Below are 20,363 nucleotides of genomic sequence, written 5' to 3'. Positions count from 1 at the left end.
TAGTAATTGTTTTCCATTACTAAACCTTAGTTATTTTTCTATTTCCCCATATAAACTTCACTATCAAAATATTGCTCTTGAAAATGAATTTGTTTTTCAATTTTCGCTTAATTATTTTACTTAACAGTAACTTTAACTTTGTCTGGCTTTGTTTTTATAGTTACTGGAGAATTTGAATTTGTTATAGAAATATTTACTGGTTCTTCATATTCTCCTGCTTCCTTTATGTCACTAACTGATACTGAAGCCGCTATATTATCTGCTGTTATACCATTTAAATCACTTTCTTTTCCTGATACTTCAACAGTTACATTATCCACATCAAAATTCAACTTACTATTATCCTCTTTTCCTGTAATATTAACTTTTATTCCATCTATCTTCTTAGAAGTCACTTCATCAGTAGTATTAGTAACTTCCTTGCTATCTCCATTTTTCTTAACATCAATATGTCCAGTTATATTGCCACTTCCTGAAGCTAAGGATACCCCGTTTGGAAGATTTAATTTAACATTAATATCCCCACTTTCCTTTATAGTTGATAAGTCTATAGGCTGAGTATCTATCTGCTGTATAGAATTTATAACTGAAGTATCTCCAACAATCTTTACTGTTTGCTGTGATAATGAAAAATCTTGAAGAGTTAAATCATCAGATAGCTTGTTTGCATATATAGGATTTATTTTTACTTCCTTTTCTTTACCTACTTCTATGGTAAGCTCGCCTTTTTCTTGGCTAAGTTTAACCCCATTAACCTCATTACCATTTGAATCTACAGCTACTAAATTAAAATTCTGAGATATATTTTTTGATATATCTGAAATTTGTCCTTTCATTGCAACAGATGAAAGAGTATTTACTAAGCTCTCAGGTCCAGAAACTTTTACAACAGATGGACTTACACTAATAGCCTTTTGACTAACTCCATTTCTATAAGATGTTACAACCTTTGAATAAACTTTTACTGTTTTCTCTGTACCTTCTTCAAGATTAACTTTTATTTTAAGAAGAGCACTATTTTTTATAGTAACTCCACTTGGTGAAGATACAACTTCAACTGGAATATTGTTTTCTCCCTTTTTTAATGCATACTCACCTAAGTCAGCTCTCAACTTAAAATCACTTTTATGAAGACTATATATATCATTTGCTGCACCTTCTAGCTTTAAATTTACAGTAAAATTTGTATCACCTGTAATATACAAATTAGATTCTGAAAGTACATCCTCATTTACAAGTTCTACTGATACTCCTTTCATTTCTGAATTACGCGTTGGGTTTTCAACATTAGATACATAAAGCCATAATACAAAAGATAATAATAGACATACAAATTTAACTACTAAGCTTTTTTTCTTTGTCCTATCCATGTTTTTACCCTCTCTCCTAATGTTTTTACTCTCTTAGCCTCTCTATTTGCCATTATCTTTAATAATATAGATTTTAACTTTTCTTTGTCATAGTTTCTTGTAAGCTTTCCATTAACAGCTAATGAAATAACTCCTGTCTCTTCAGACACAACTATAATTAAGGCATCTGAGTTTTCAGATAATCCTAATGCTGCTCTATGTCTAGTTCCAAGCTTTTTATTTATAGTGTTATTATTAGTTAATGGCAATACACATCCTGAAGCATGTATTCTATCTTTTCTTATTATTGTAGCTCCATCATGAAGGGGAGTATTTACTACAAATATATTTTCTAATAAGGCTGATGAAACTTTAGCATCTATTATAGTTCCTGATCCTAAAATTTCTCCAAGCCCTGTTGCTTGTTCAATAACAATAAGTGCTCCTGTTTTTGTTTCTGCTAGGTTTTCCACAGCTGTTACTATTTCATCCACAATTTCTACTCTATCTTTTCCAGAAGGCATGTTATGAATGTCTTCAAATGCACTTCTTCCTAAATGTTCTAATGCTCTTCGTATTTCTGGTTGAAAGATAATTACTACTGATAGTACACCTATAGTTAATGTCTTATTTATTATAAAATTAAGCATATTAAGCTTAAGCACATAACTTATTGGTAAAAGAATTAAAACTAAAACCAATCCTTTTAATAATTGTTCCGCTCTTGTTTCCTGCATTAATTTATATATTTTATAAAAAATATAAGATACAACTAAAATATCTACAACAGACCATACGGATATATTTTTTATTGTGTTTAGTACTAAAGAATAATATTCGTTCATGGAGTCACCTCGTAAATCATTTATATATAGATTATACACTAAATTAAAATTCCTTAATATAAAGCTAATTACAATTTTATGAACATTTTCTTAATTCATAAGTAATATAAATTTTATAAGCACTATAAATATTTTTTTAAGGAGTATTTTTATATGAAATTTAATAATTTAAAATTAGATAAAAAAACAATAATCCCTTTAATGTGTTTATTTGCATTATCATTATTAATTATTCTATTTATTAATTTTACATTTCCAAAAAAGGTATATTCATTATTAACCCCTATTTTTTCACAAATAAAACAATATAATAATACTTTCAATGAACTAATAATAAATGATGAAATAGAAGCTGATAAAATTATCTCTGACCTTTCAAATAAAAATGAACAATTATCATATATTAAAGATTCACTAAATAAAATATCTGTTTCTGATAATGAAATAGAAATAAAAAACAGTCTTTTAGATAATTTAAATTACAATATATCAATTAATGATTTATGTTCATCATTATTAAAAACTTCTGCATCAGATAACTTATTATCAACATACAATGAATATTCTAAAACTTATAATTTACTTTTAAATAATTATGACTCATTAGATTCTTATAAAATAGATCTTAATTTCAATAATGGGGCTAAAGATTTCTTTAACTATATAAATAAGTATTTTAGTGTACTTATAAGCCTAAATAGAGATAATGATATTAAAACTACTCAGAAAAATAACTATATAGAAAATTTAAATAACTGCATAGATTCTTTTGATAAAATTGATGAAGATTTAGAGCCTGCAATTAATAAAATTAGAGAAGATAAACGCGATTTCAATAATCTTATTAAGGACATTAAAGATAAAAAGTCTACTTTAAACACAATAAAGAATAAATCTTATTGTATAACAATCCCTGAAGGTGAAACTAAATCTTATAATCTACTTCAAGACACAATTAATTATTATGAACTATATATTACTTCTCTTGAACATTCAATTGAGGCCGAAAAAACTTTTACTAATTCTGACCACAAATTAGACATTGAAGAGAATTATAAAAACAGCTTTTCTAAGTATTCTGATTTTAAAGATAACTTAAAGAATTTAAGAACAGAGTTGGATAAATTTAATAAAAAATAGTATATATCATGAACTTTTGGTCATAATATGTTTTGACCGGGTTAGAAAAGGAGGTTTGTATGAACAAATTTTTAAAATCGTTATTAATTTACGTAGCCCTCTCATTTGTAGCTCTTTCTAACAACATATTAACAGTTAAAGTGCAAGCTGTTGAACAAGTCGAAAACATAAATAATAATATAGATCAAGTAGTAGAAGTATTTAATCACGGTCAGACATCTCTATATGTGACAAAGTCAGATATAGATTTATTAGCAAAATTAATTTATGCTGAAAGCCGAGGTGAACCTTATGAAGGAAAGGTAGCTGTTGCCTCTGTAGTCCTGAATAGAGTATTAGATAAACAATTTCCTAATACTATTCAAGGTGTTATTTTTCAGCCAAAAGCATTTTCCTGTGTTAAAAATGGAAACATAACCGCTTATCCTGATGATAATTGTTATGCAGCAGCTTATGATGCATTAAGAGGAGCAGACCCTACTAATGATGCATTATACTTTTATAATCCTTCTACTGCAACATGTTCATGGATGAAGTCTACAGCAAAACGAAATATAAAAACCATAGGGCATCATGTTTTCTTTAGATGCTAAAAATCCAAGGAGTATAGCTAATATTAGCATACTCCTTTGTTATTCAAACTTACCTTTAACAAGTATTTTATTATCTTTTATAAGGAATCTACCTCTTGCAAATACATCTGTTATCTCTAGTGATTTCATATCTGCCATAACAAAATCTGCATTAAACTTACTCTTTATCCTTCCAACATCACTTAACTTTAGAATGTCTGAAGCATTCGAAGTTATAACCTTAATTGCAATTTCTAAAGGAACATTGTAGTTTAAAACAGCATTTCTAACTTCTTCGTATAAAGATTTAACTGAACATATATCTATGCCTACTAATTTATTGTTTTTATCATATAAAGGCAGACTGCCATTACCATCAGATGAAAAAGTAACATGCTCTATAGGTATATTTTTTTTATATAATTTTGCTAAGCCTTCACTTGTTCTAATCTCTCCTGGCTCCATATAGTCTGGGTTTGAACTTGTAGTCAAATCAATATATCCACCCTTTTTTATATACTCTATTCCATCATTAAATAATTCTGTGCTTCGATTCATATGGGTAGGAAGAATCTGAGATGCTGGTATCTCGCTATCTTCAATAATTGAAAACAGCATATCAATTTTCTTTTTACCACTTCCTACATGAATATCAACTATACCACCTTTACCTGACAAAAGTCCTCCAACTCTTGCTTCTGATAACCCCCTTAGAAGTTCTTTAGCAGAAGGCTCAGAGCTTCTATGATCTGATATAGCTATTTCTCCTACACCAATTACCTTATCAATAATCATTAAGTCTTCTTTTATACTTTTAGTCAATGTTTTTACAGGTATTTCATAAGATCCAGTATAGCAGTAAGCACTAATACCTTCTTCTGTTAAAACTCTGGTTTTAGCTATTAATTCAGCCATACCTCTGCATACATTATCTGTTCCTAAACACCCTACTACCGTTGTTATCCCTGCTTTAGTTAACTCAGTAAACTTAACTTCTGGTGTCCTTGTAGCAAATCCTCCTTCACCACCTCCACCTAATAAGTGGACATGGTTATCAATAAATCCTGGCATCATTATTTTGCCTTTACCATTAATAATATTTATATTCACAAAATCCTCAGGAATATTTATCTCATCATATATTCCTTCAAATTTGTCCCCTACTATAACAACTTGTTTTTTCCCAAGATGTTTAGGTTCATAAACATCAATATCTCTTATAACGGTAATCAAAAATATCACATCCTAATTTACGCTATCTATCAAATTTGAAATAACATTATTATTGTACATTGAAGATGGATACTTCTCTCTTAATTCCTCAGCATATTTCTTTGCCAAATCTATATTTACACTTTTATTAAGAATAGCAAGTTTATAAGTAACTTCTTCAATATAATCTGAGTTACTAAATTCATTATAATATTGTTCATAATATTTTATAGCTTCATTTACATTTCCTAAAGCTTCATAACTTGCTGCAGTGTAAAATATTAAATGGGGATATAAATAACTATTCTTTCCATAAGTATATCCTTTTACAAACTCATTATTCGCCTGCTCATATGCTTTATTAGAATATAACTCATACCCTGTTTCATAAAAATACTCTGCGCCTTTATCCTCTAACAGTTGTTTCCCATTATAATAAATAGTCTTTTCTTGTCCTGTTAATTTATCTGGCTGAGTTATCTTTTGAAGCTCGTCATATACTTTATCATAATTCTTTTCATTTATTAAATTTGATAGTTCGCTAAAGTTTATTTTATTCTCTACTTTATTTTCACCTTTATCTACACTATCATTCCCTTTTTCTTTAACTTTTTTCTCTTCACTTGCTTGATTTTCTGTATTTTCATTATCTTCTTCAGTATTTTCCACAGTAATATTCACATCTTCTACTTTATTCTTTTTACTATCAATGTTAGATTTAACAGCTTTAACAGTAAAACCAGCTACTACACAAAGGCACACAACTAAAGCTCCAGAAATAACGTACTTTATATAGCCTTTTCCTGCTGAATTGGTCGTTATTTTTATATCACCATACTCCTGAAGGTTCTTAGCTATTTTCTTAGCTGATACATTATTACTATCTAACTCTAATACCTTTTTTAAATATGCACTACTATTAGAATAATCTCCTTTTTTAAAATAGCAGTCTGATAAAGCAAGATTAACATTTATAGAATTATAATCACTTTCCCTGCATAGCATAAGCTTTCTAATAGCCTCATCAATTTTTATGTCTTTTATATCTCTTTTAGCTTCCATAAAAATCTTATATCTATCCATATCTTTCACTGAATCAAATAAATAATTTTTAGCTAAAGAATTATCATTTTGATCTGAATTTATCTTCCACTGATTTCTTGCATTTTCCAAATCGCCCTTTATGTACAATATTAAACCCTTTAAGTTTAAAGCAGAGCTATTCTTTAAATTTTCAGAAATACATTCATCACATAATTTTATAGCTTCATCAAACTTTCCTTCTTCATAATAACGCACAGCTTTTAAATAAGTTTTATTTTTATTCTTAGATTTCAATACTAAAATCCTCCCCACACAAATATTCCTAATCCCGCAGCTATACCAATAGCTACAATAGGATTCAATTTCTTAGTAAATAAACCTACCCCTAATACTAATGCCATTATAATTGATTTTATATCCACATAGGAAGTCTTTGCTAAAGAAAAAAACGCATTTAATATTAGTGCTATTAAAACAGGCCTCATTCCTAAAAGTGCAGCCTTCCATAACTTAGATTCTTTAAACTTATTCATTATTTTATTTACTAATGTGATTAGTATAAAAGAAACAACTGTTATTCCTAAAGTCGCACTTAAACTTCCTAATACTCCTGCAAGTTTATATCCAACAAAGGTAGCTGTATTAACTGCAACAGGACCTGGTGTCATTTGTGATATCCCAATAATATCGCTAAAATTACTTAAGTTTATCCAATTATGCTTATCTATAACTTCTCGTTGAATAAAAGGAATCATGGCATAGCCTCCTCCAAAACTGAAAGCCCCTATCTTAAAAAAAGTTAAAAATAATTGTATATAAATCTTCATAACCTTAAACCTTCTTTCTAAAAAAAATCATTCCATAAACAGCACCTGCTATAGTTACATAAACAGGATTAACATTAAATACTAAAAGAAGGAATAATGCTACTGCTAATACTATTAAATTTTGAATATTTTTCTCTATCCCTTTAGAAACACTACTAACTCCTACTAATACAAGTATTGGTACAACTGCCGCAATACCTTTAAATGCAAGATTAACATAATAATTATCCCTAAACTGCATAAAAACAGTAGCAATAGCCAATATCATTAAAAATGATGGAAGTGTTATGCCAATTATAGCTATAATTTCTCCTAAAACCCCATATACTTTATTTCCAATAAACCCTGAACAATTAAGAGCTAGTGGTCCTGGTAGGCTTTGAGCTAACACAATCATATCAGTAAACTCCTCTTTATCTATCCACTTATTTTTATTAACAACCTCTTCTTCTATAAGCGGAATCATTGCATAACCTCCACCAAAGGTAAATGCACCTATTTTTAAAAATGTAATAAACATCTTAAATACTTTCTTCATAAGTCCCTCCATGCAAGCCATATATTTTTTACATTCTTATTATATTCATATAACTTAAAATATAAAATCAATCTAAACAAAAAAAGGCTACCAAAAGGCAGCCTTTTTTAAATCTATTATTCTTGATCTAAGATTATTTTCTTAGCTGTTAATATAGATGTTGCGCTCATTGAGAATTCGTCTAATCCATATTCAACTAGAGTTGGGATAGCAGCTTCATCTCCTGCCATTTCTCCACACATTCCAACCCACTTACCATGTTTGTGAGCTCCATCTATAGTCATTTTTATAAGTCTTAATACAGCTGGATGCATTGGGTTATATAGGTAAGATACCTTTTCACTCATTCTGTCAGCTGCTAATGTATATTGAATTAAATCGTTAGTTCCAATTGAGAAGAAGTCAACATGTTTAGCTAATTCATCAGCCATAACTGCTGCTGCTGGAATTTCAACCATGATACCCCATTGAATGTTATCTGAATATTCTTTTCCTTCAGCCTTTAATTCTTTCTTACATTCTTCAACAACTTCTTTTGCTTGCATAAATTCTTCAAGTCCTGAAATCATTGGGAACATAACGCAAAGCTTACCATATACTGATGCTCTAAGTAATGCTCTTAATTGAACCTTGAATAATTCTTTTCTATCTAAGCAAAGTCTTATTGCTCTATATCCTAAGAATGGATTCATTTCTTTAGGTAATGGTAAGTAAGGTAAAGTCTTATCTCCACCGATATCAAGTGTTCTTATTACAACTTGTTTTCCTTCCATTTTTTCAAGAACAAATTTATAACTTTCAAATTGTTCTTCTTCTGTTGGAGCATTATCTCTATCCATATATAAGAACTCAGTTCTAAATAGTCCAACTCCATCTCCACCGTTAGCTATTACACCAAGTACATCTTCTGGTTTACCGATGTTACCACAAACTTCTACTCTCTTACCAGACTTAGTTGTAGTCTTAACATCTATTAATTTCTTTAATTCTTCTTGTTCAGCAGTGAACTTTTCTTTTTTAGCTTGATATTCAGCTATTTGTTCTTCTGTTGGATTTACTATTACATCACCTGTAATACCATCTAATATAACTGTATCTCCAGTCTTAACAGATTCTGTTATATCTCCTAATCCAAGTACAGCTGGGATTTCTAATGTTCTAGCCATTATAGCTGCATGTGAAGTTCTACCACCGATATCAGTCATAAAACCAATTACCTTAGTTCTATCTAATTGAGCTGTATCTGATGGAGTTAAGTCGTGAGCAACAACTACTGTATTAGCTTCAGTAATTGCAAAAGCATCTCCACCCTTACCTGCTAAGTTTGAAATAATTCTCTTAGATACGTCCTTTATATCTGCAGCTCTTTCTTTCATATATGCATCTTCCATTGCATCGAAAATTGCAACGAAAGTATTAGTTACACTTTCTACTGCCTTCATAGCATTAATGCTATTATTGGCTATTTCCATTTCCATAGCTCCTGTAAATTCAGGATCATCTAGTAATGTTATGTGAGCTTCAAAAACTGCTGCTTTTTCTTCTCCCATTTCTTTTGCTGCTTTTTCTTTTATCTTTTCTAGCTGTTCTCTCGATGCATCTAAAGCACTTTTTAATTTAGCTTTTTCAGCTTCTATATCTGATACCTTTGCATCAGTTATAACTATTTCTTCATTTTCTTGTACAAATACTTTTCCTATTGCATATCCTTTTGAAGCGGCAATACCTTTTTTCATAATTAATGATCCTCCTCGAAATAATATATTACTAAATCTTAAAAAAACTTCAATTCGTTTTTCCAATTCCCCCCAAGTAAACCTTTAAACTTGTTTACTTAAATCATTATAACATATTTTTTGAACATGTTAACCTTTAAATTGCTAAAAAATTAACTAATTTTACTTGTAAAAATCATCAAAAACATTGTAAATTTAGAATAAATTATTAATTTTCTTCACAAAAATATCCATTTATAAAATAAGTTTTCCTATATTCTTTAGCAATATCCCCTCTATAATTTATAACTCCAAATAATTTCTTTTCATATTATATTCAAATTAAATTATATAATTATAAATTTGTTTCTATATAATATAGAAACACTAAAATCGTCAAAAAACAACTCAACTCCACTAACAGTTATGTAATTTTTTTAGCCTAGAAAACCAACTATTTTTATAAAACTAGAAAAAATCAAAAAATCTCTTACTTAATTAATATATTCATCTACAATATAATAATATGATTCAAAAATATAATTTTAATAATCATTTTTTATATTTCCTTATATCTTTATATAAAAAGAAAAAGCCAGCCTAAATTTTAAGCTAGCTATTTTCCTCTACTTTCTTTGGAAGATGAATAAATATCTTAAACATATCCCCTTCTTTTAAAATATTAATAGTTCCATTATGAAGTTCAATAATACTCTTTGTTATAGCAAGTCCAAGTCCAGAACCTTCAACTTTAGAATTTCTAGACCTATCTCCTCTTGCAAATCTTTCAATTATTTCATCATTATTAAAATTCATTTCATAATTAGCGATGTTCTTACATGAAATTTCAACATTATCCTGACTTTCTCTAACATCTATATAAACCCTTGTATTTTCCAAAGAATACTTAAGTGCATTTATAACAATATTCTCTATAACTCTGGACATCATATTTCCATCAAGATCCATATATATTTCTTCAGATTCACTACTTATTTTAAATTCTATATTTTTATCTTCATAAAGATATGCATATTCACCAACAACCTGATGTATTAATGACATTATATCTATTCTATCCCTATTTAATTTTATCTTTCCACTATTAATCTTTGACATCTCAAATAAATCATCAATAAGCACTTTAAGCTTTTTAGCTTTTTTATCTACTATCTTTAAATAATCATTACGCTCATCCTCTGTTATTTCAGGGGATTTTAATATATTTACATAATTAATTATAGATGTTAAAGGTGTTCTTAAATCATGAGAAACATTTGAAATAAGTTCTGTCTTTAACTTCTCATTTCTTAAAGTATCTTCAACAGCAATTTCATAACCAGTCTGTATCTTATTAATATTCTCTATAAGTTCCAATATTTCAGGACTTCCCTGCTCAACTATATGATAATTAAGGTCTCCATTATTAATCTTTTCTAAACTTTCATTAACCATGCATATTTCTATTGTCTTCTTAATAGAATACATAATTCCTATAGTAGGAAGTATCATTAAAAGAAAACTTCCCTTAAATGGATAAAGTCTAAAGAATGTAACTAATAAATTACTTTCATATCCTCCAATAGCTAATAAATAAAGATATAATATAAAGAATAATATTGAACATATAATAGTTACAATTAAAGTTCTCCTAGTCTGCTTAAAAGAAAAACCATACTTCAATACATATATACTGTTCAAAATAAAGTTTCCTCTTATCTTTTTATTATTTGAGAAAATAAAATAGAGCACAATTTTAATAAGCAAAAACATTCCGATTATAGCAAGAATACTTAAATACTCAAACACTCTCTTATCTGAAGTTTGTTCATAAGTATCTACAGATGTGTAGTAATACTCTTCAAAATTTGATATAACATCATTATCTGCAGTTACCTCTTCATTATCAACTAAATTATTAAACTTATTTTCATTGTCATAATATAAGTATAATTCTTTTCCATTATACTTTTCATCAAGGTATGATAATATATTATCCTTAGAATATTCTGCATTAGCTAATTGAAAATATTGATTTGGATCATTAGTATATACTTCATTTGTGTATTTATTTCTAATTATAAAGAAAACATTATCCTTTATTTCATAACCTCGTTTTTCATAAGTTTTATATAAAAAATTTTTTTGAAGTATTGTTTTTACATTACTATCTCCAAACATCAAGAATCTAAAAGAATCTGTTTCGTTATATACCATTTGCATTAACTCATGAGAGTCACTTTGCAAAGATTCTTCATAGTAATCTTTAGGGTTTAATACAGCTTCAACTGCCGAAATAGCTCTAGAGTATGAATTAGGTGAAAAGCCCTTAAATATCTCCATTCCAAAATACCCTATAATAAAAAGTACTATTACAATTTCTATAAGCCAGACATTTTTAAGATAATATTTAATCTTATTTTTCAATTTTGTAACCAATCCCCCACACCACCTTAATATATTCTGGCTCCTTTGTATTTAACTCAATTTTTTCTCTTATTCTTCTTATGTGTACAGTAACTGTATTTTCACTTTTATAAAAAGGCTCTCCCCAAACTTTCTCATATATCTCCTTTATAGAAAAAATACGCCCTAAGTTTGAAGCAAGAAGATGTAATATTTTATATTCAGTTGCTGTGACTCTTACTTCTTCTCCTCTTACAGTTATTCTTTTTGCTAAAGTATCTATTTCAAGATCCCTTACTTTAATAATACCTTTATCTTCTACATTAAGAGGCTTTTCATATCTTCTAAGCTGTGACTTTACTCTAGCCACAAGTTCAAGATGATTAAATGGTTTTGCTATGTAATCATCAGCACCAACATTAAGACCTAAAATTTTATCTGAATCTTCTCCTTTTGCTGATAGCATAATTATAGGAATATTATCAGTTTCTCTTATTCTCATGCAAGTTTTTATACCATCCATTCTTGGCATCATAATATCTAATATAATCAAGTGAATTTGCTTGGTTTCTAGCACATCTAAAGCTTCTAATCCATCTTCTGCTTTAATTACATTAAGATGTTCACCTCTTAGATATATTTCTATGGCGTCTCTGATTTCTTTTTCATCATCTACCACTAAAACATTATACATAATTAAGACCCCCTTAGGTTTTCTAACCTTATTATAACCTATCCTTATTAAAGCATAAATTTAAACTGCCTTTATTAAATTTTTATTAATATCCAAACTTAATATTTTTAAGTAATACATAATAATAAGCAGGAAAATACATCTCTCGATATATTCTCCTGCTTATTTAAACTTATTTCAATTTAAATTTACATATTTCAATATTAAGGTCATGGCTTAGATTTTTAAGCTTTTCTACATGTGAAAGTACATCTTCTGTAGATGCTGATACCTCTTCAGTATTAGCTGTAACTTCTTCTGTTCCTGCTGAAGTTTCTTCTACTATTGAAGATATATTTTCTGCCTCCTTTATGATACTATCCTTACTGCTATTAACCTTTTCTATATCTTTAACAATATCCTCTATATTATTATTTAACCTATTTACTTGATCTGTTATTTTAGAAAACATCTCTTTTGCATCTGCTACTGAATTTTGTTGCACTTCTACTATACTATTAGTTTGCTTAACATAGTTTACTACTATATTTACCCTTTCTCCTACCTGTTCTATAACATCACTAATATTTTGAGCTGATGATGCAGTTTGCTCTGCTAATTTTCTAATCTCTTCAGCAACAACAGCAAAACCTTTTCCTGATTCTCCTGCTCTTGCAGCTTCTATAGCTGCATTTAATGCTAAAAGATTTGTCTGTTCTGTAATTTCAGCTATAGTCTCATTCATAATAGCTATATTCTTAACACTATCTTCTACATCTAAAACAACTCTATTAACATCTGATACACTTTTCTTTGTATCATTAGATTTACTCATTACTACATTTATAGTATTAAGACCATTGCTACTTAAATTATTAGTTTCTTTTGATAACACTCCTATAGACATACTCAATTCATTTATATTATCAATTTCCTTTGAAATATCATCTAAACTTCCAAGTAGTACTTCTAAACTTTGAGCTGACTCTATACTTCCTTTGGATATTTCTGTAATAGTTTCTGCAACATCATTCATTGCCTTTGAAACCTGATTACTCATTTTATATAAATTATTAGATGACTCATCAATATCCTTTATAGAAATCCCAGTAACTGAAATTAAGTTAGATATATTATCCTGCATACTATTAAAACCTTCAGCCATTAAACTAAGTTCATCACCAGGTTTTATAATAATATTTTCACTAAAATCTCCAATACTTCCCTTTGATATTCCTTCATTTATTTTTTTTATTTTTTTGCTTAGTCTACCTGAAAATGATACAGCATCAATAATGGCTGCAATCAATGCAATAAGAGCTACTATAGATGTATTCATAATAAAATACTTTTGATTTTGCCCATATTCTGTCTTTGGCAACTGTAACAATAACTTCCAACCTGTTGATTTAACTGATGTATATGCTGTTTTATACTCTTCTTCACCATTAAAAAAATCCAATGTCCCTGATTCATTGCCACTTATTATATCCCATACTGAATTTTTCATAATATTATCACTGTTAATTAACTCTTCATGATTACTAGCTATGACTTCTCCTTTAGAATCTAATAAAGATACTATTCCACTATCACCAAACTTGGCATCTAGTATATCTTTTTGCAAATCACTTAATACATAATCAATACATAATACTGCTTTTAAATTATTCTTTTCTATTACAGGTTTCACCATTGTAACTATATTATTATTTAAAGAGTCTTTATAAACCTTAGTAACTCGCATTTCACCAGTTGACGCCTGAGCTTCTTTATACCACTCTTTTTCTTCTGCAGTAACAGTTGATACATCTTTTTCAGGATAAGTAACAAATGACTTATTATCTACATTATATAAATAAATCAGCTGTATTCCCTCTAAACTTTCATTAATAAATTTACCCTTTTGTAAGAAATCATCTGTACTATTAATGTCAGTATTCTCTACAACATAGTTCATAGTATCTTCTATACTATTAATCTTATTTCCAATTAGCTTATTAATATTATCTTCAATACTTATAGAATTTTTTTCAAAATCCCTTTTTGATAATGAAGAGAATTGAAAAACAGCAACTGATGAAAGAACAAGTACAGTTATAGATACCAACGAAATTGTTATGGTAAGTACTCTTTTTTTGATTGTAAATAACTTTTTATTCCTCATAAAACCCCTCCCTTTAAGTTCCCTAATGTATCATAGTACCTCCTTACTTTTTTATATATTAACCTTAAATTATATGTGTTTCTTTTCTGTTATATGCTTAAAATAATTTATTTTTAACACTAATCAAAAAATACTTATTAAATAAAAAAATTATATTGAAAAGAGATTAGCTCCTTATCAATATAATTTAAAATTTCATTATTTAGTTTTTATTAATACTTGGAGAGTTTAATTCAACAACCAAATTAATAACGTTATTATCACTAAATGCTCTAATGTTTCCATTTTCCTTACTTACTATAGTTTTAGCTATAGATAATCCTAAACCATATCCCCCTTTTTCCTTAGATCTAGATTTATCTACTCTATAAAATCTTTCAAATATCTTATCTAATTCTTCCTTAGGTATATTATCTCCATAATTAGTTACTGAAAATCTAATAATTCCTTTATCTTCTTTTAAACTAACCTTTATATCTTTATTTTTATAAGAATGCTTTATAGCATTATCAACTAATATACCTACTAGTTGATTAATTCCTTCTTTATTACCATAAAACATGATATTATCTTGAATATCATAATCTAAGCCCAATTCATTTTCATAAATTACAGCTTCAAAACTAAGCATCTGATCAAGTATAGCTTCACTTATATCAAACTTAGACTGGACTCCAAGTACCTCATTATTATCTGCTTTAGCTAGATATAAAAGATCATTTACTAGCTTTGACATTCTATCTGTTTGAAAAGAAATATAATTAATCCACTTTTCCTGGCTTTCAATAGTTTCACTTTTATTTGCCTTAAGTATTTCAACATTAGTTTTAACAACAGCTAAAGGGGTTTTTAATTCATGAGAAGCATCTGCAATAAATCTTTTTTGAGAATTATACGCCTCTTCTACAGGCTTAACAGCTTTATTAGCTACATATAGAGATATTAAATAGGATAAAAATATACCAACTCCTGCAATAATTATTTCCGAAATAACTAACTTTCTTATAGTCTTTTTATACATTCCACTATCTTTTAACGCTATTTCTACGCCTACAGGAGATGTTTTATAAACATAAGCTAGATTATAATCATTTTCCTCTATAAACCCTTGAGGTTTCTTCTTTTCAAGTACTGATGATATTATATTTCGTACATAAGATTCATCTAAAGAACCTTCATTAGCATAAGCTATTGTTGATGTTTTTGTATCATAAACAATAAGCATGGTATCCTTATAATGCCCTTTTACTACAGGATCACCAACTCTTATATCATTTAAACTATCCTTAAGCTGAGAAAATATCATATACTCTGAATTACTTTTAGTTGATATATATATGGCTGTACATATAAGTAAAATTATTGAAGTAATTAAAATCATACCTACAGCTATAAACTTTCTTTTAAGTTTTTTAAACATATTATTCTCCATCCTTATATTCAAGAATATACCCCATATTTCTAATAGCTTTAATTACTACTTTAGACTTAAGATGAGTAAGTTTTCTTCTTATAAAAGACACATAAACTTCTACATTATTATGCTCTGCATCAGATTCATATCCCCATAACTTACTTATAATATCATCCTTGTTAGTTATCATTCCTTTTCTATTAATAAGTAGTTCTAAAAGCCCACATTCTTTAGCAGTAAGCTTTATAACCTTACCATTACAGCTTAAATCCAAATTCCCAACATTAAGAGTTATATCATGAAACTCTAGTGCATTATTATTAACTACCTCACCCTTTCTTCTTCCAAGAGCTCTTATTCTAGCTAAAAGTTCCTCTGTGTAAAAAGGTTTTGGAAGATAATCATCAGCACCACAATCTAACCCTGCAACTTTATCAGATACCTCTCCTTTAGCAGTAAGAAGTATAATAGGTGTATCTATTCCTTCCTTTCTCGCTCTTTTTAAAACTTCAAGTCCATTAAGCTTAGGAAGCATTATATCTAAAATCACAACATCATATATATCTGAAATTATGTAATCAAGCCCATCTTCACCATCAAACACTCTATCTACTATGTAATTATTTTTTTCAAGTATAGCTCCAAGCGCTTCAGATAGCTGTACTTCATCCTCTACTATTAAAACTCTCATTATCGTCACCTCTCTTTTTCTTATTTTAACACACAAAACTTAAATGTATATTAAATGCATCCTTTAAGTTTTATTTAAGTTTGTCTTGATAAAATAAAATTACAAAATAACATATTTTGTTAACAGTTTCATTAATTATTTCACTTAAATAAGGGGGTGTTAAGGGTCATATCATAATTTATATACAAATAGAAATATCTTGATTAGAATAATTTCCCAACACAACTTATAATGATAATAATTCCTAAACATATAATTTTAATTAAGGGTCTTTATCTTATTTTTTTAAATACTATTTATGATATGAGTTAAACTATAATTAATTTTGAAATTTATAGCATATAGAATTTATATAAAAACTAATTTTATAGGTTCAACGACATACCTTATATAAATTCTAATAAAAAACAGCCGCTTAATTAGCAGCTGTTTTTTAGTTATTTATGAAGTTTTCAAATTCAGTCTTTCCCCTTACAGGATCAAAATCTTTTTCAGTTTTAGCCTCTCTTTTAATTGCAGATTCACCATTATAAACTTTCTCTGCTTCTACTGCCTTATTTAAATATAATACAGCATTAGAAACATCGCCTCTTCTACCGTATATAGAAGCTTTTCCATAGTGACTCCACATATAATCTTCTATCTCTAATGCTTTATCATACCAACTAAGAGCATCATCATAATATCCATAAAGTTCATAGTTTAATGCTTTATTATATCTTCCATAACCATAATCAGGATTAATTTCTAATGCCTTATTTATATCTTCCATGCCTTTATCAAAATCTCCAGCAAAAGCTTTAGCTATTCCTCTTATAGAATAACCTCTATAACTATCTGGATACTTAGAAATTAACAGATCTCCCTTATTTACTGCACCTTCACAATCTCCTCCAAAAAATGTATTATAAACATCATCGTATAAAGTATCTTCTTCACTTGGCTCTGTCTTAATATCAAGTTCTTCTCCATTTTCTATATTATCTGTATTTGTTATTGAATACTCTGTTTTTGTTTCTTCCTTAACTTCAATTTTCTTATTATCATAAGCAAACTTAGCAATAACACAAATTGATATTAATACCAAAATTAATAATATTATTTTCTTTACTTTTAAATTCCCTGGTAATTTAAATATTCCCATTATAATTCACATCCTTCAAGCAATATTATCTTAAATAACTTCAAAAATATCAACAATTTCTATCTTTTTCGTCTTATTCACAAAAACTTATTAACTTTCTCATTCTTTTTTTATATAATTGTGTTGAAATATTAAATTTATCTATGAGGTATATTATGATTAATCTTATTAAAAAAAATAAAAGTTTTATCTTAGATGTAATAATAATTTTTATAGGAAGCTTTATAGCCTCTATAGGAGTAAATCTATTTTTAGTACATGCTAAACTTCTAAGTGGTGGTGCAACAGGGGTAGCCCTTATTCTAGAATATCTTACTGGAATAAATTCAGGTTATTCAGTATTTGTTATTAACATTCCTTTATTTCTATTAAGTTATAAAAAATTATCAAAGCGTTTTACACTATACTCAGCTGTAGGTATGACTTCTTTATCAGTATCTCTACTTATAACAAAATCCTTTTCTACCATACTTCAAGTAAATGATATATTACTTTATTGTATATATGGTGGTACACTTTGTGGAATTGGTTATGGACTTGTATTTTTAAGAAATGGGTCAACTGGTGGTACTGATATAATAAACATGCTAATTAGACAAAAGTATTCAAACTTTAATGTTGGTTCTTTAAGTTTTTCTTTAAACCTTATTATTGTACTTGTAGGTGCTTTAATATTTGGTTTTCCAAGAGCGTTATATACTCTTATATCAATGTTTATTCAAGGTGTTCTTCTAGATAAAGTACTCAAAGGTTTCTCTAGAAAAAATTTAATGCTTATTCTTACAGATAAAGAATGTGAAGTAATAAATTATATTATGAAAGACTTACATAGAGGTGTAACTTCTCTTGCTGCTAAAGGTGAGTTTACAGAACACGATAGACGTATGCTATACTGCCTAGTAACAACAAGAGAAATGGTTCAATTAAAAAGTAAAATTCTAGAAATAGATTCTAGGGCTTTCATAAGTATATTAGATGTATCAGAAGTCCGTGGAAAAGGCTTCTCAAATATATAAATTTTATTTTAAGCAGGTATCAATTACTTTTCTGATATCTGCTTAAAATAATTTTTAGGCCCTAATTCATAAAGATTATTACCTTCACTATCTATTACAACAACAAGAGGCATATCCTTAACTTCAAGCCTTCTTATTGCTTCAGACCCTAAATCTTCATAAGCAATAATTTCTGACTTTACTATACTCTTTCCAATAAGTGCAGCAGCTCCTCCAATAGCACCGAAGTATACTCCCTTATTTCTCTTCATTGCATCGATAACTTCCTTACTTCTTGCTCCCTTTCCTATCATTCCTGTTAATCCAAGGTCTAATAATCTTGGAGCATATGGGTCCATTCTATAACTTGTTGTTGGACCTGCAGATCCAATAACATGTCCAGGTTTTGCTGGACTTGGTCCTACATAATATATAATTTCATCTTCAACATTTATAGGTAACTTTTCATTTTTATCTAATAATTCTATAAGCCTTTTATGAGCTGCATCTCTTCCTGTATAAATAACTCCAGATAAAAGTACAGTATCTCCAACCTTTAACTTAGTAGTCTTCTCTTTAGTAAGTGGTGTATTTATCTTAATCTCCATATTACTATCATCCTTTCCTATAAAACATATTCCTTATGTCTTGTTGCATGACAATTAATATTAACTGCCACAGGTAATCCTGCAATATGAGTTGGATAAGTTTCAATATTTAAACCTAAAGCAGTAGTTTTTCCTCCAAAACCTTGTGGTCCAATTCCTAAATCATTAATCTTTTGAAGTAATTCCTCTTCAAGATTTTTGTAAAATTCATTTTTATTTCTTATATTAATAGGTCTTATTAAAGCTTTTTTAGCAAGATACGCTGCTTTATCAAAACTTCCACCAATTCCCACTCCTACAACCATAGGTGGACATGGATTAGGACCAGCCTTCTTTACAGTTTCTATAATAAAGTCCTTTACCCCTTGAAGTCCATCTGCTGGTTTTAACATTCCTATTCTACTCATGTTTTCTGAGCCAAAACCTTTAGGAGCAACTGTTATCTTAACCTTATCTCCCTTTACAATATCATAATAAATAAGTGCAGGTGTATTATCTTTAGTATTAATTCTTTCAATAGGGTCACCAACAACAGATTTTCTTAAATATCCTTCTTTATATCCCTGTCTAACACCTTCATTAATGGCATCTTCTAAAAGTCCTCCAGTAAAATGAACTTCTTGTCCAATTTCTAAAAATACACATGCCATTCCTGTATCTTGACACATTGGCATATTATTTTCAGCAGCAATCTTATCATTTAATAAAATCTTATCTAAAACATCTTCTGCTATTAAATAAGGTTCTTCCTCCTTTGACTTTTGCAAAGCATTTTTAATATCTTCCCCAATGAAATAATTAGCTTCAATACATAACTTTTTCACTATGTCTATAACTTCACTAATATGTATTTCTCGCATACAATTGCCTCCTTAATATTTAGTACTATATAATTTTATTGTTTTTCCCTTCTTTTTACAAGGATATATTAGGTATAATTTTACTTATTTAATCTTATATATAAAATAAATACTTATATTAAGGGATTAAGATGAAAAATACTTCAAAAATAATATCTGTATT

Annotated in this window: 18 protein-coding genes; 3 read left to right on the top strand and 15 right to left on the bottom strand. The window is 28.3% G+C overall.

Annotated features, from left to right (window positions below; genetic code table 11):
• Positions 1–116 precede the first annotated feature (116 nt).
• Positions 117–1,370 carry a CdaR family protein gene (locus tag BM384_RS00860; RefSeq protein WP_090009686.1) on the bottom strand — a complete coding sequence of 418 codons (1,254 nt, stop codon included), beginning with the start codon at positions 1,368–1,370 and terminating at the stop codon, positions 117–119.
• Entirely contained in the window at positions 1,343–2,194 is an 852-nt protein-coding gene (gene cdaA / locus BM384_RS00855; RefSeq protein ID WP_090009683.1) for a diadenylate cyclase CdaA, read from the bottom strand. Before cdaA ends, BM384_RS00860 begins: the two co-directional genes overlap by 28 nt.
• Before the next feature lie 153 nt (positions 2,195–2,347).
• Between cdaA and BM384_RS00850 the strand changes: the two genes are divergently transcribed.
• Both BM384_RS00850 and BM384_RS00845 read left to right on the top strand, forming a co-directional pair.
• Positions 2,348–3,334: a hypothetical protein gene (locus tag BM384_RS00850; protein WP_090009681.1), complete on the top strand. Its 987-nt coding sequence runs from the start codon at positions 2,348–2,350 to the stop codon at positions 3,332–3,334.
• A gap of 59 nt (positions 3,335–3,393) precedes the next feature.
• Positions 3,394–3,927, top strand: coding sequence for a cell wall hydrolase (locus BM384_RS00845; protein ID WP_090009680.1), 534 nt, complete (start codon positions 3,394–3,396; stop codon positions 3,925–3,927).
• A gap of 39 nt (positions 3,928–3,966) precedes the next feature.
• Here BM384_RS00845 and iadA read toward each other — a convergent pair whose 3' ends face one another.
• The 11 genes from iadA to BM384_RS00790 form a co-directional block, all read right to left on the bottom strand.
• Positions 3,967–5,139 (bottom strand): beta-aspartyl-peptidase, encoded by a 1,173-nt coding sequence (iadA, locus tag BM384_RS00840; RefSeq protein WP_090009677.1) that lies wholly within the window; start codon positions 5,137–5,139, stop codon positions 3,967–3,969.
• Between the two features lie 12 nt (positions 5,140–5,151).
• Positions 5,152–6,456: a tetratricopeptide repeat protein gene (locus tag BM384_RS00835; RefSeq protein WP_090009674.1), complete on the bottom strand. Its 1,305-nt coding sequence runs from the start codon at positions 6,454–6,456 to the stop codon at positions 5,152–5,154.
• A 2-nt stretch (positions 6,457–6,458) separates the two neighbouring features.
• Positions 6,459–6,989: a chromate transporter gene (locus BM384_RS00830; RefSeq protein WP_090009671.1), complete on the bottom strand. Its 531-nt coding sequence runs from the start codon at positions 6,987–6,989 to the stop codon at positions 6,459–6,461.
• Between the two features lie 4 nt (positions 6,990–6,993).
• A complete protein-coding gene (locus BM384_RS00825) occupies positions 6,994–7,527 on the bottom strand; it encodes a chromate transporter (protein ID WP_090009668.1) in 534 nt (177 codons plus the stop codon).
• Positions 7,528–7,643: 116 nt separating this feature from the next.
• Positions 7,644–9,263 carry a phosphoenolpyruvate--protein phosphotransferase gene (gene ptsP / locus BM384_RS00820; RefSeq protein ID WP_090009665.1) on the bottom strand — a complete coding sequence of 540 codons (1,620 nt, stop codon included), beginning with the start codon at positions 9,261–9,263 and terminating at the stop codon, positions 7,644–7,646.
• A 591-nt stretch (positions 9,264–9,854) separates the two neighbouring features.
• Complete coding sequence (locus BM384_RS00815; RefSeq protein WP_242945920.1) at positions 9,855–11,669, bottom strand: sensor histidine kinase; 1,815 nt, start codon at positions 11,667–11,669, stop codon at positions 9,855–9,857.
• Entirely contained in the window at positions 11,659–12,342 is a 684-nt protein-coding gene (locus tag BM384_RS00810) for a response regulator transcription factor (RefSeq protein ID WP_090009662.1), read from the bottom strand. The genes BM384_RS00815 and BM384_RS00810 overlap by 11 nt, the downstream gene beginning before the upstream one ends.
• A 172-nt stretch (positions 12,343–12,514) precedes the next feature.
• Complete coding sequence (locus BM384_RS00805; RefSeq protein WP_090009659.1) at positions 12,515–14,488, bottom strand: methyl-accepting chemotaxis protein; 1,974 nt, start codon at positions 14,486–14,488, stop codon at positions 12,515–12,517.
• Between the two features lie 202 nt (positions 14,489–14,690).
• The gene (locus BM384_RS00800; RefSeq protein WP_175537239.1) at positions 14,691–15,908 is read right to left on the bottom strand and encodes a sensor histidine kinase; all 1,218 of its coding nucleotides are present in this window, start codon (positions 15,906–15,908) and stop codon (positions 14,691–14,693) included.
• 1 nt (position 15,909) lies between these two features.
• Entirely contained in the window at positions 15,910–16,593 is a 684-nt protein-coding gene (locus BM384_RS00795; RefSeq protein ID WP_090009653.1) for a response regulator transcription factor, read from the bottom strand.
• 433 nt (positions 16,594–17,026) lie between these two features.
• Complete coding sequence (locus BM384_RS00790; protein ID WP_090009651.1) at positions 17,027–17,737, bottom strand: tetratricopeptide repeat protein; 711 nt, start codon at positions 17,735–17,737, stop codon at positions 17,027–17,029.
• A gap of 158 nt (positions 17,738–17,895) precedes the next feature.
• On the opposite strand from BM384_RS00790, the gene BM384_RS00785 reads away from it, so the two are divergent.
• Positions 17,896–18,753 (top strand): YitT family protein, encoded by an 858-nt coding sequence (locus BM384_RS00785; protein ID WP_090009715.1) that lies wholly within the window; start codon positions 17,896–17,898, stop codon positions 18,751–18,753.
• A 23-nt stretch (positions 18,754–18,776) separates the two neighbouring features.
• On the opposite strand, the gene BM384_RS00780 is transcribed toward BM384_RS00785, so the two are convergent.
• Together BM384_RS00780 and BM384_RS00775 are read right to left on the bottom strand one after the other, a co-directional pair.
• Positions 18,777–19,340 (bottom strand): Fe-S-containing hydro-lyase, encoded by a 564-nt coding sequence (locus tag BM384_RS00780; protein WP_090009648.1) that lies wholly within the window; start codon positions 19,338–19,340, stop codon positions 18,777–18,779.
• Positions 19,341–19,357: 17 nt separating this feature from the next.
• A complete protein-coding gene (locus BM384_RS00775; protein WP_090009645.1) occupies positions 19,358–20,200 on the bottom strand; it encodes a fumarate hydratase in 843 nt (280 codons plus the stop codon).
• Positions 20,201–20,363 lie beyond the last annotated feature (163 nt).

It is taken from the genome of Clostridium sp. DSM 8431 (assembly GCF_900116755.1).
Lineage (GTDB): Bacteria > Bacillota > Clostridia > Clostridiales > Clostridiaceae > Clostridium.
Note: the sequence above shows the minus strand (reverse complement) of the source record. Positions and strands in the feature narration are given on the sequence as shown.

Coding starts and splice junctions, on each gene's coding strand:
- BM384_RS00850 (WP_090009681.1), top strand. CDS start 2,348: ATGAAATTTAATAATTTAAAATTAGATAAAAAAACAATAATCCCTTTA.
- BM384_RS00860 (WP_090009686.1), bottom strand. CDS start 1,370: ATGGATAGGACAAAGAAAAAAAGCTTAGTAGTTAAATTTGTATGTCTA.
- BM384_RS00780 (WP_090009648.1), bottom strand. CDS start 19,340: ATGGAGATTAAGATAAATACACCACTTACTAAAGAGAAGACTACTAAG.
- BM384_RS00845 (WP_090009680.1), top strand. CDS start 3,394: ATGAACAAATTTTTAAAATCGTTATTAATTTACGTAGCCCTCTCATTT.
- BM384_RS00830 (WP_090009671.1), bottom strand. CDS start 6,989: ATGAAGATTTATATACAATTATTTTTAACTTTTTTTAAGATAGGGGCT.
- BM384_RS00790 (WP_090009651.1), bottom strand. CDS start 17,737: ATGGGAATATTTAAATTACCAGGGAATTTAAAAGTAAAGAAAATAATA.
- BM384_RS00805 (WP_090009659.1), bottom strand. CDS start 14,488: ATGAGGAATAAAAAGTTATTTACAATCAAAAAAAGAGTACTTACCATA.
- BM384_RS00800 (WP_175537239.1), bottom strand. CDS start 15,908: ATGTTTAAAAAACTTAAAAGAAAGTTTATAGCTGTAGGTATGATTTTA.
- cdaA (WP_090009683.1), bottom strand. CDS start 2,194: ATGAACGAATATTATTCTTTAGTACTAAACACAATAAAAAATATATCC.
- BM384_RS00795 (WP_090009653.1), bottom strand. CDS start 16,593: ATGAGAGTTTTAATAGTAGAGGATGAAGTACAGCTATCTGAAGCGCTT.
- BM384_RS00825 (WP_090009668.1), bottom strand. CDS start 7,527: ATGAAGAAAGTATTTAAGATGTTTATTACATTTTTAAAAATAGGTGCA.
- BM384_RS00775 (WP_090009645.1), bottom strand. CDS start 20,200: ATGCGAGAAATACATATTAGTGAAGTTATAGACATAGTGAAAAAGTTA.
- BM384_RS00810 (WP_090009662.1), bottom strand. CDS start 12,342: ATGTATAATGTTTTAGTGGTAGATGATGAAAAAGAAATCAGAGACGCC.
- ptsP (WP_090009665.1), bottom strand. CDS start 9,263: ATGAAAAAAGGTATTGCCGCTTCAAAAGGATATGCAATAGGAAAAGTA.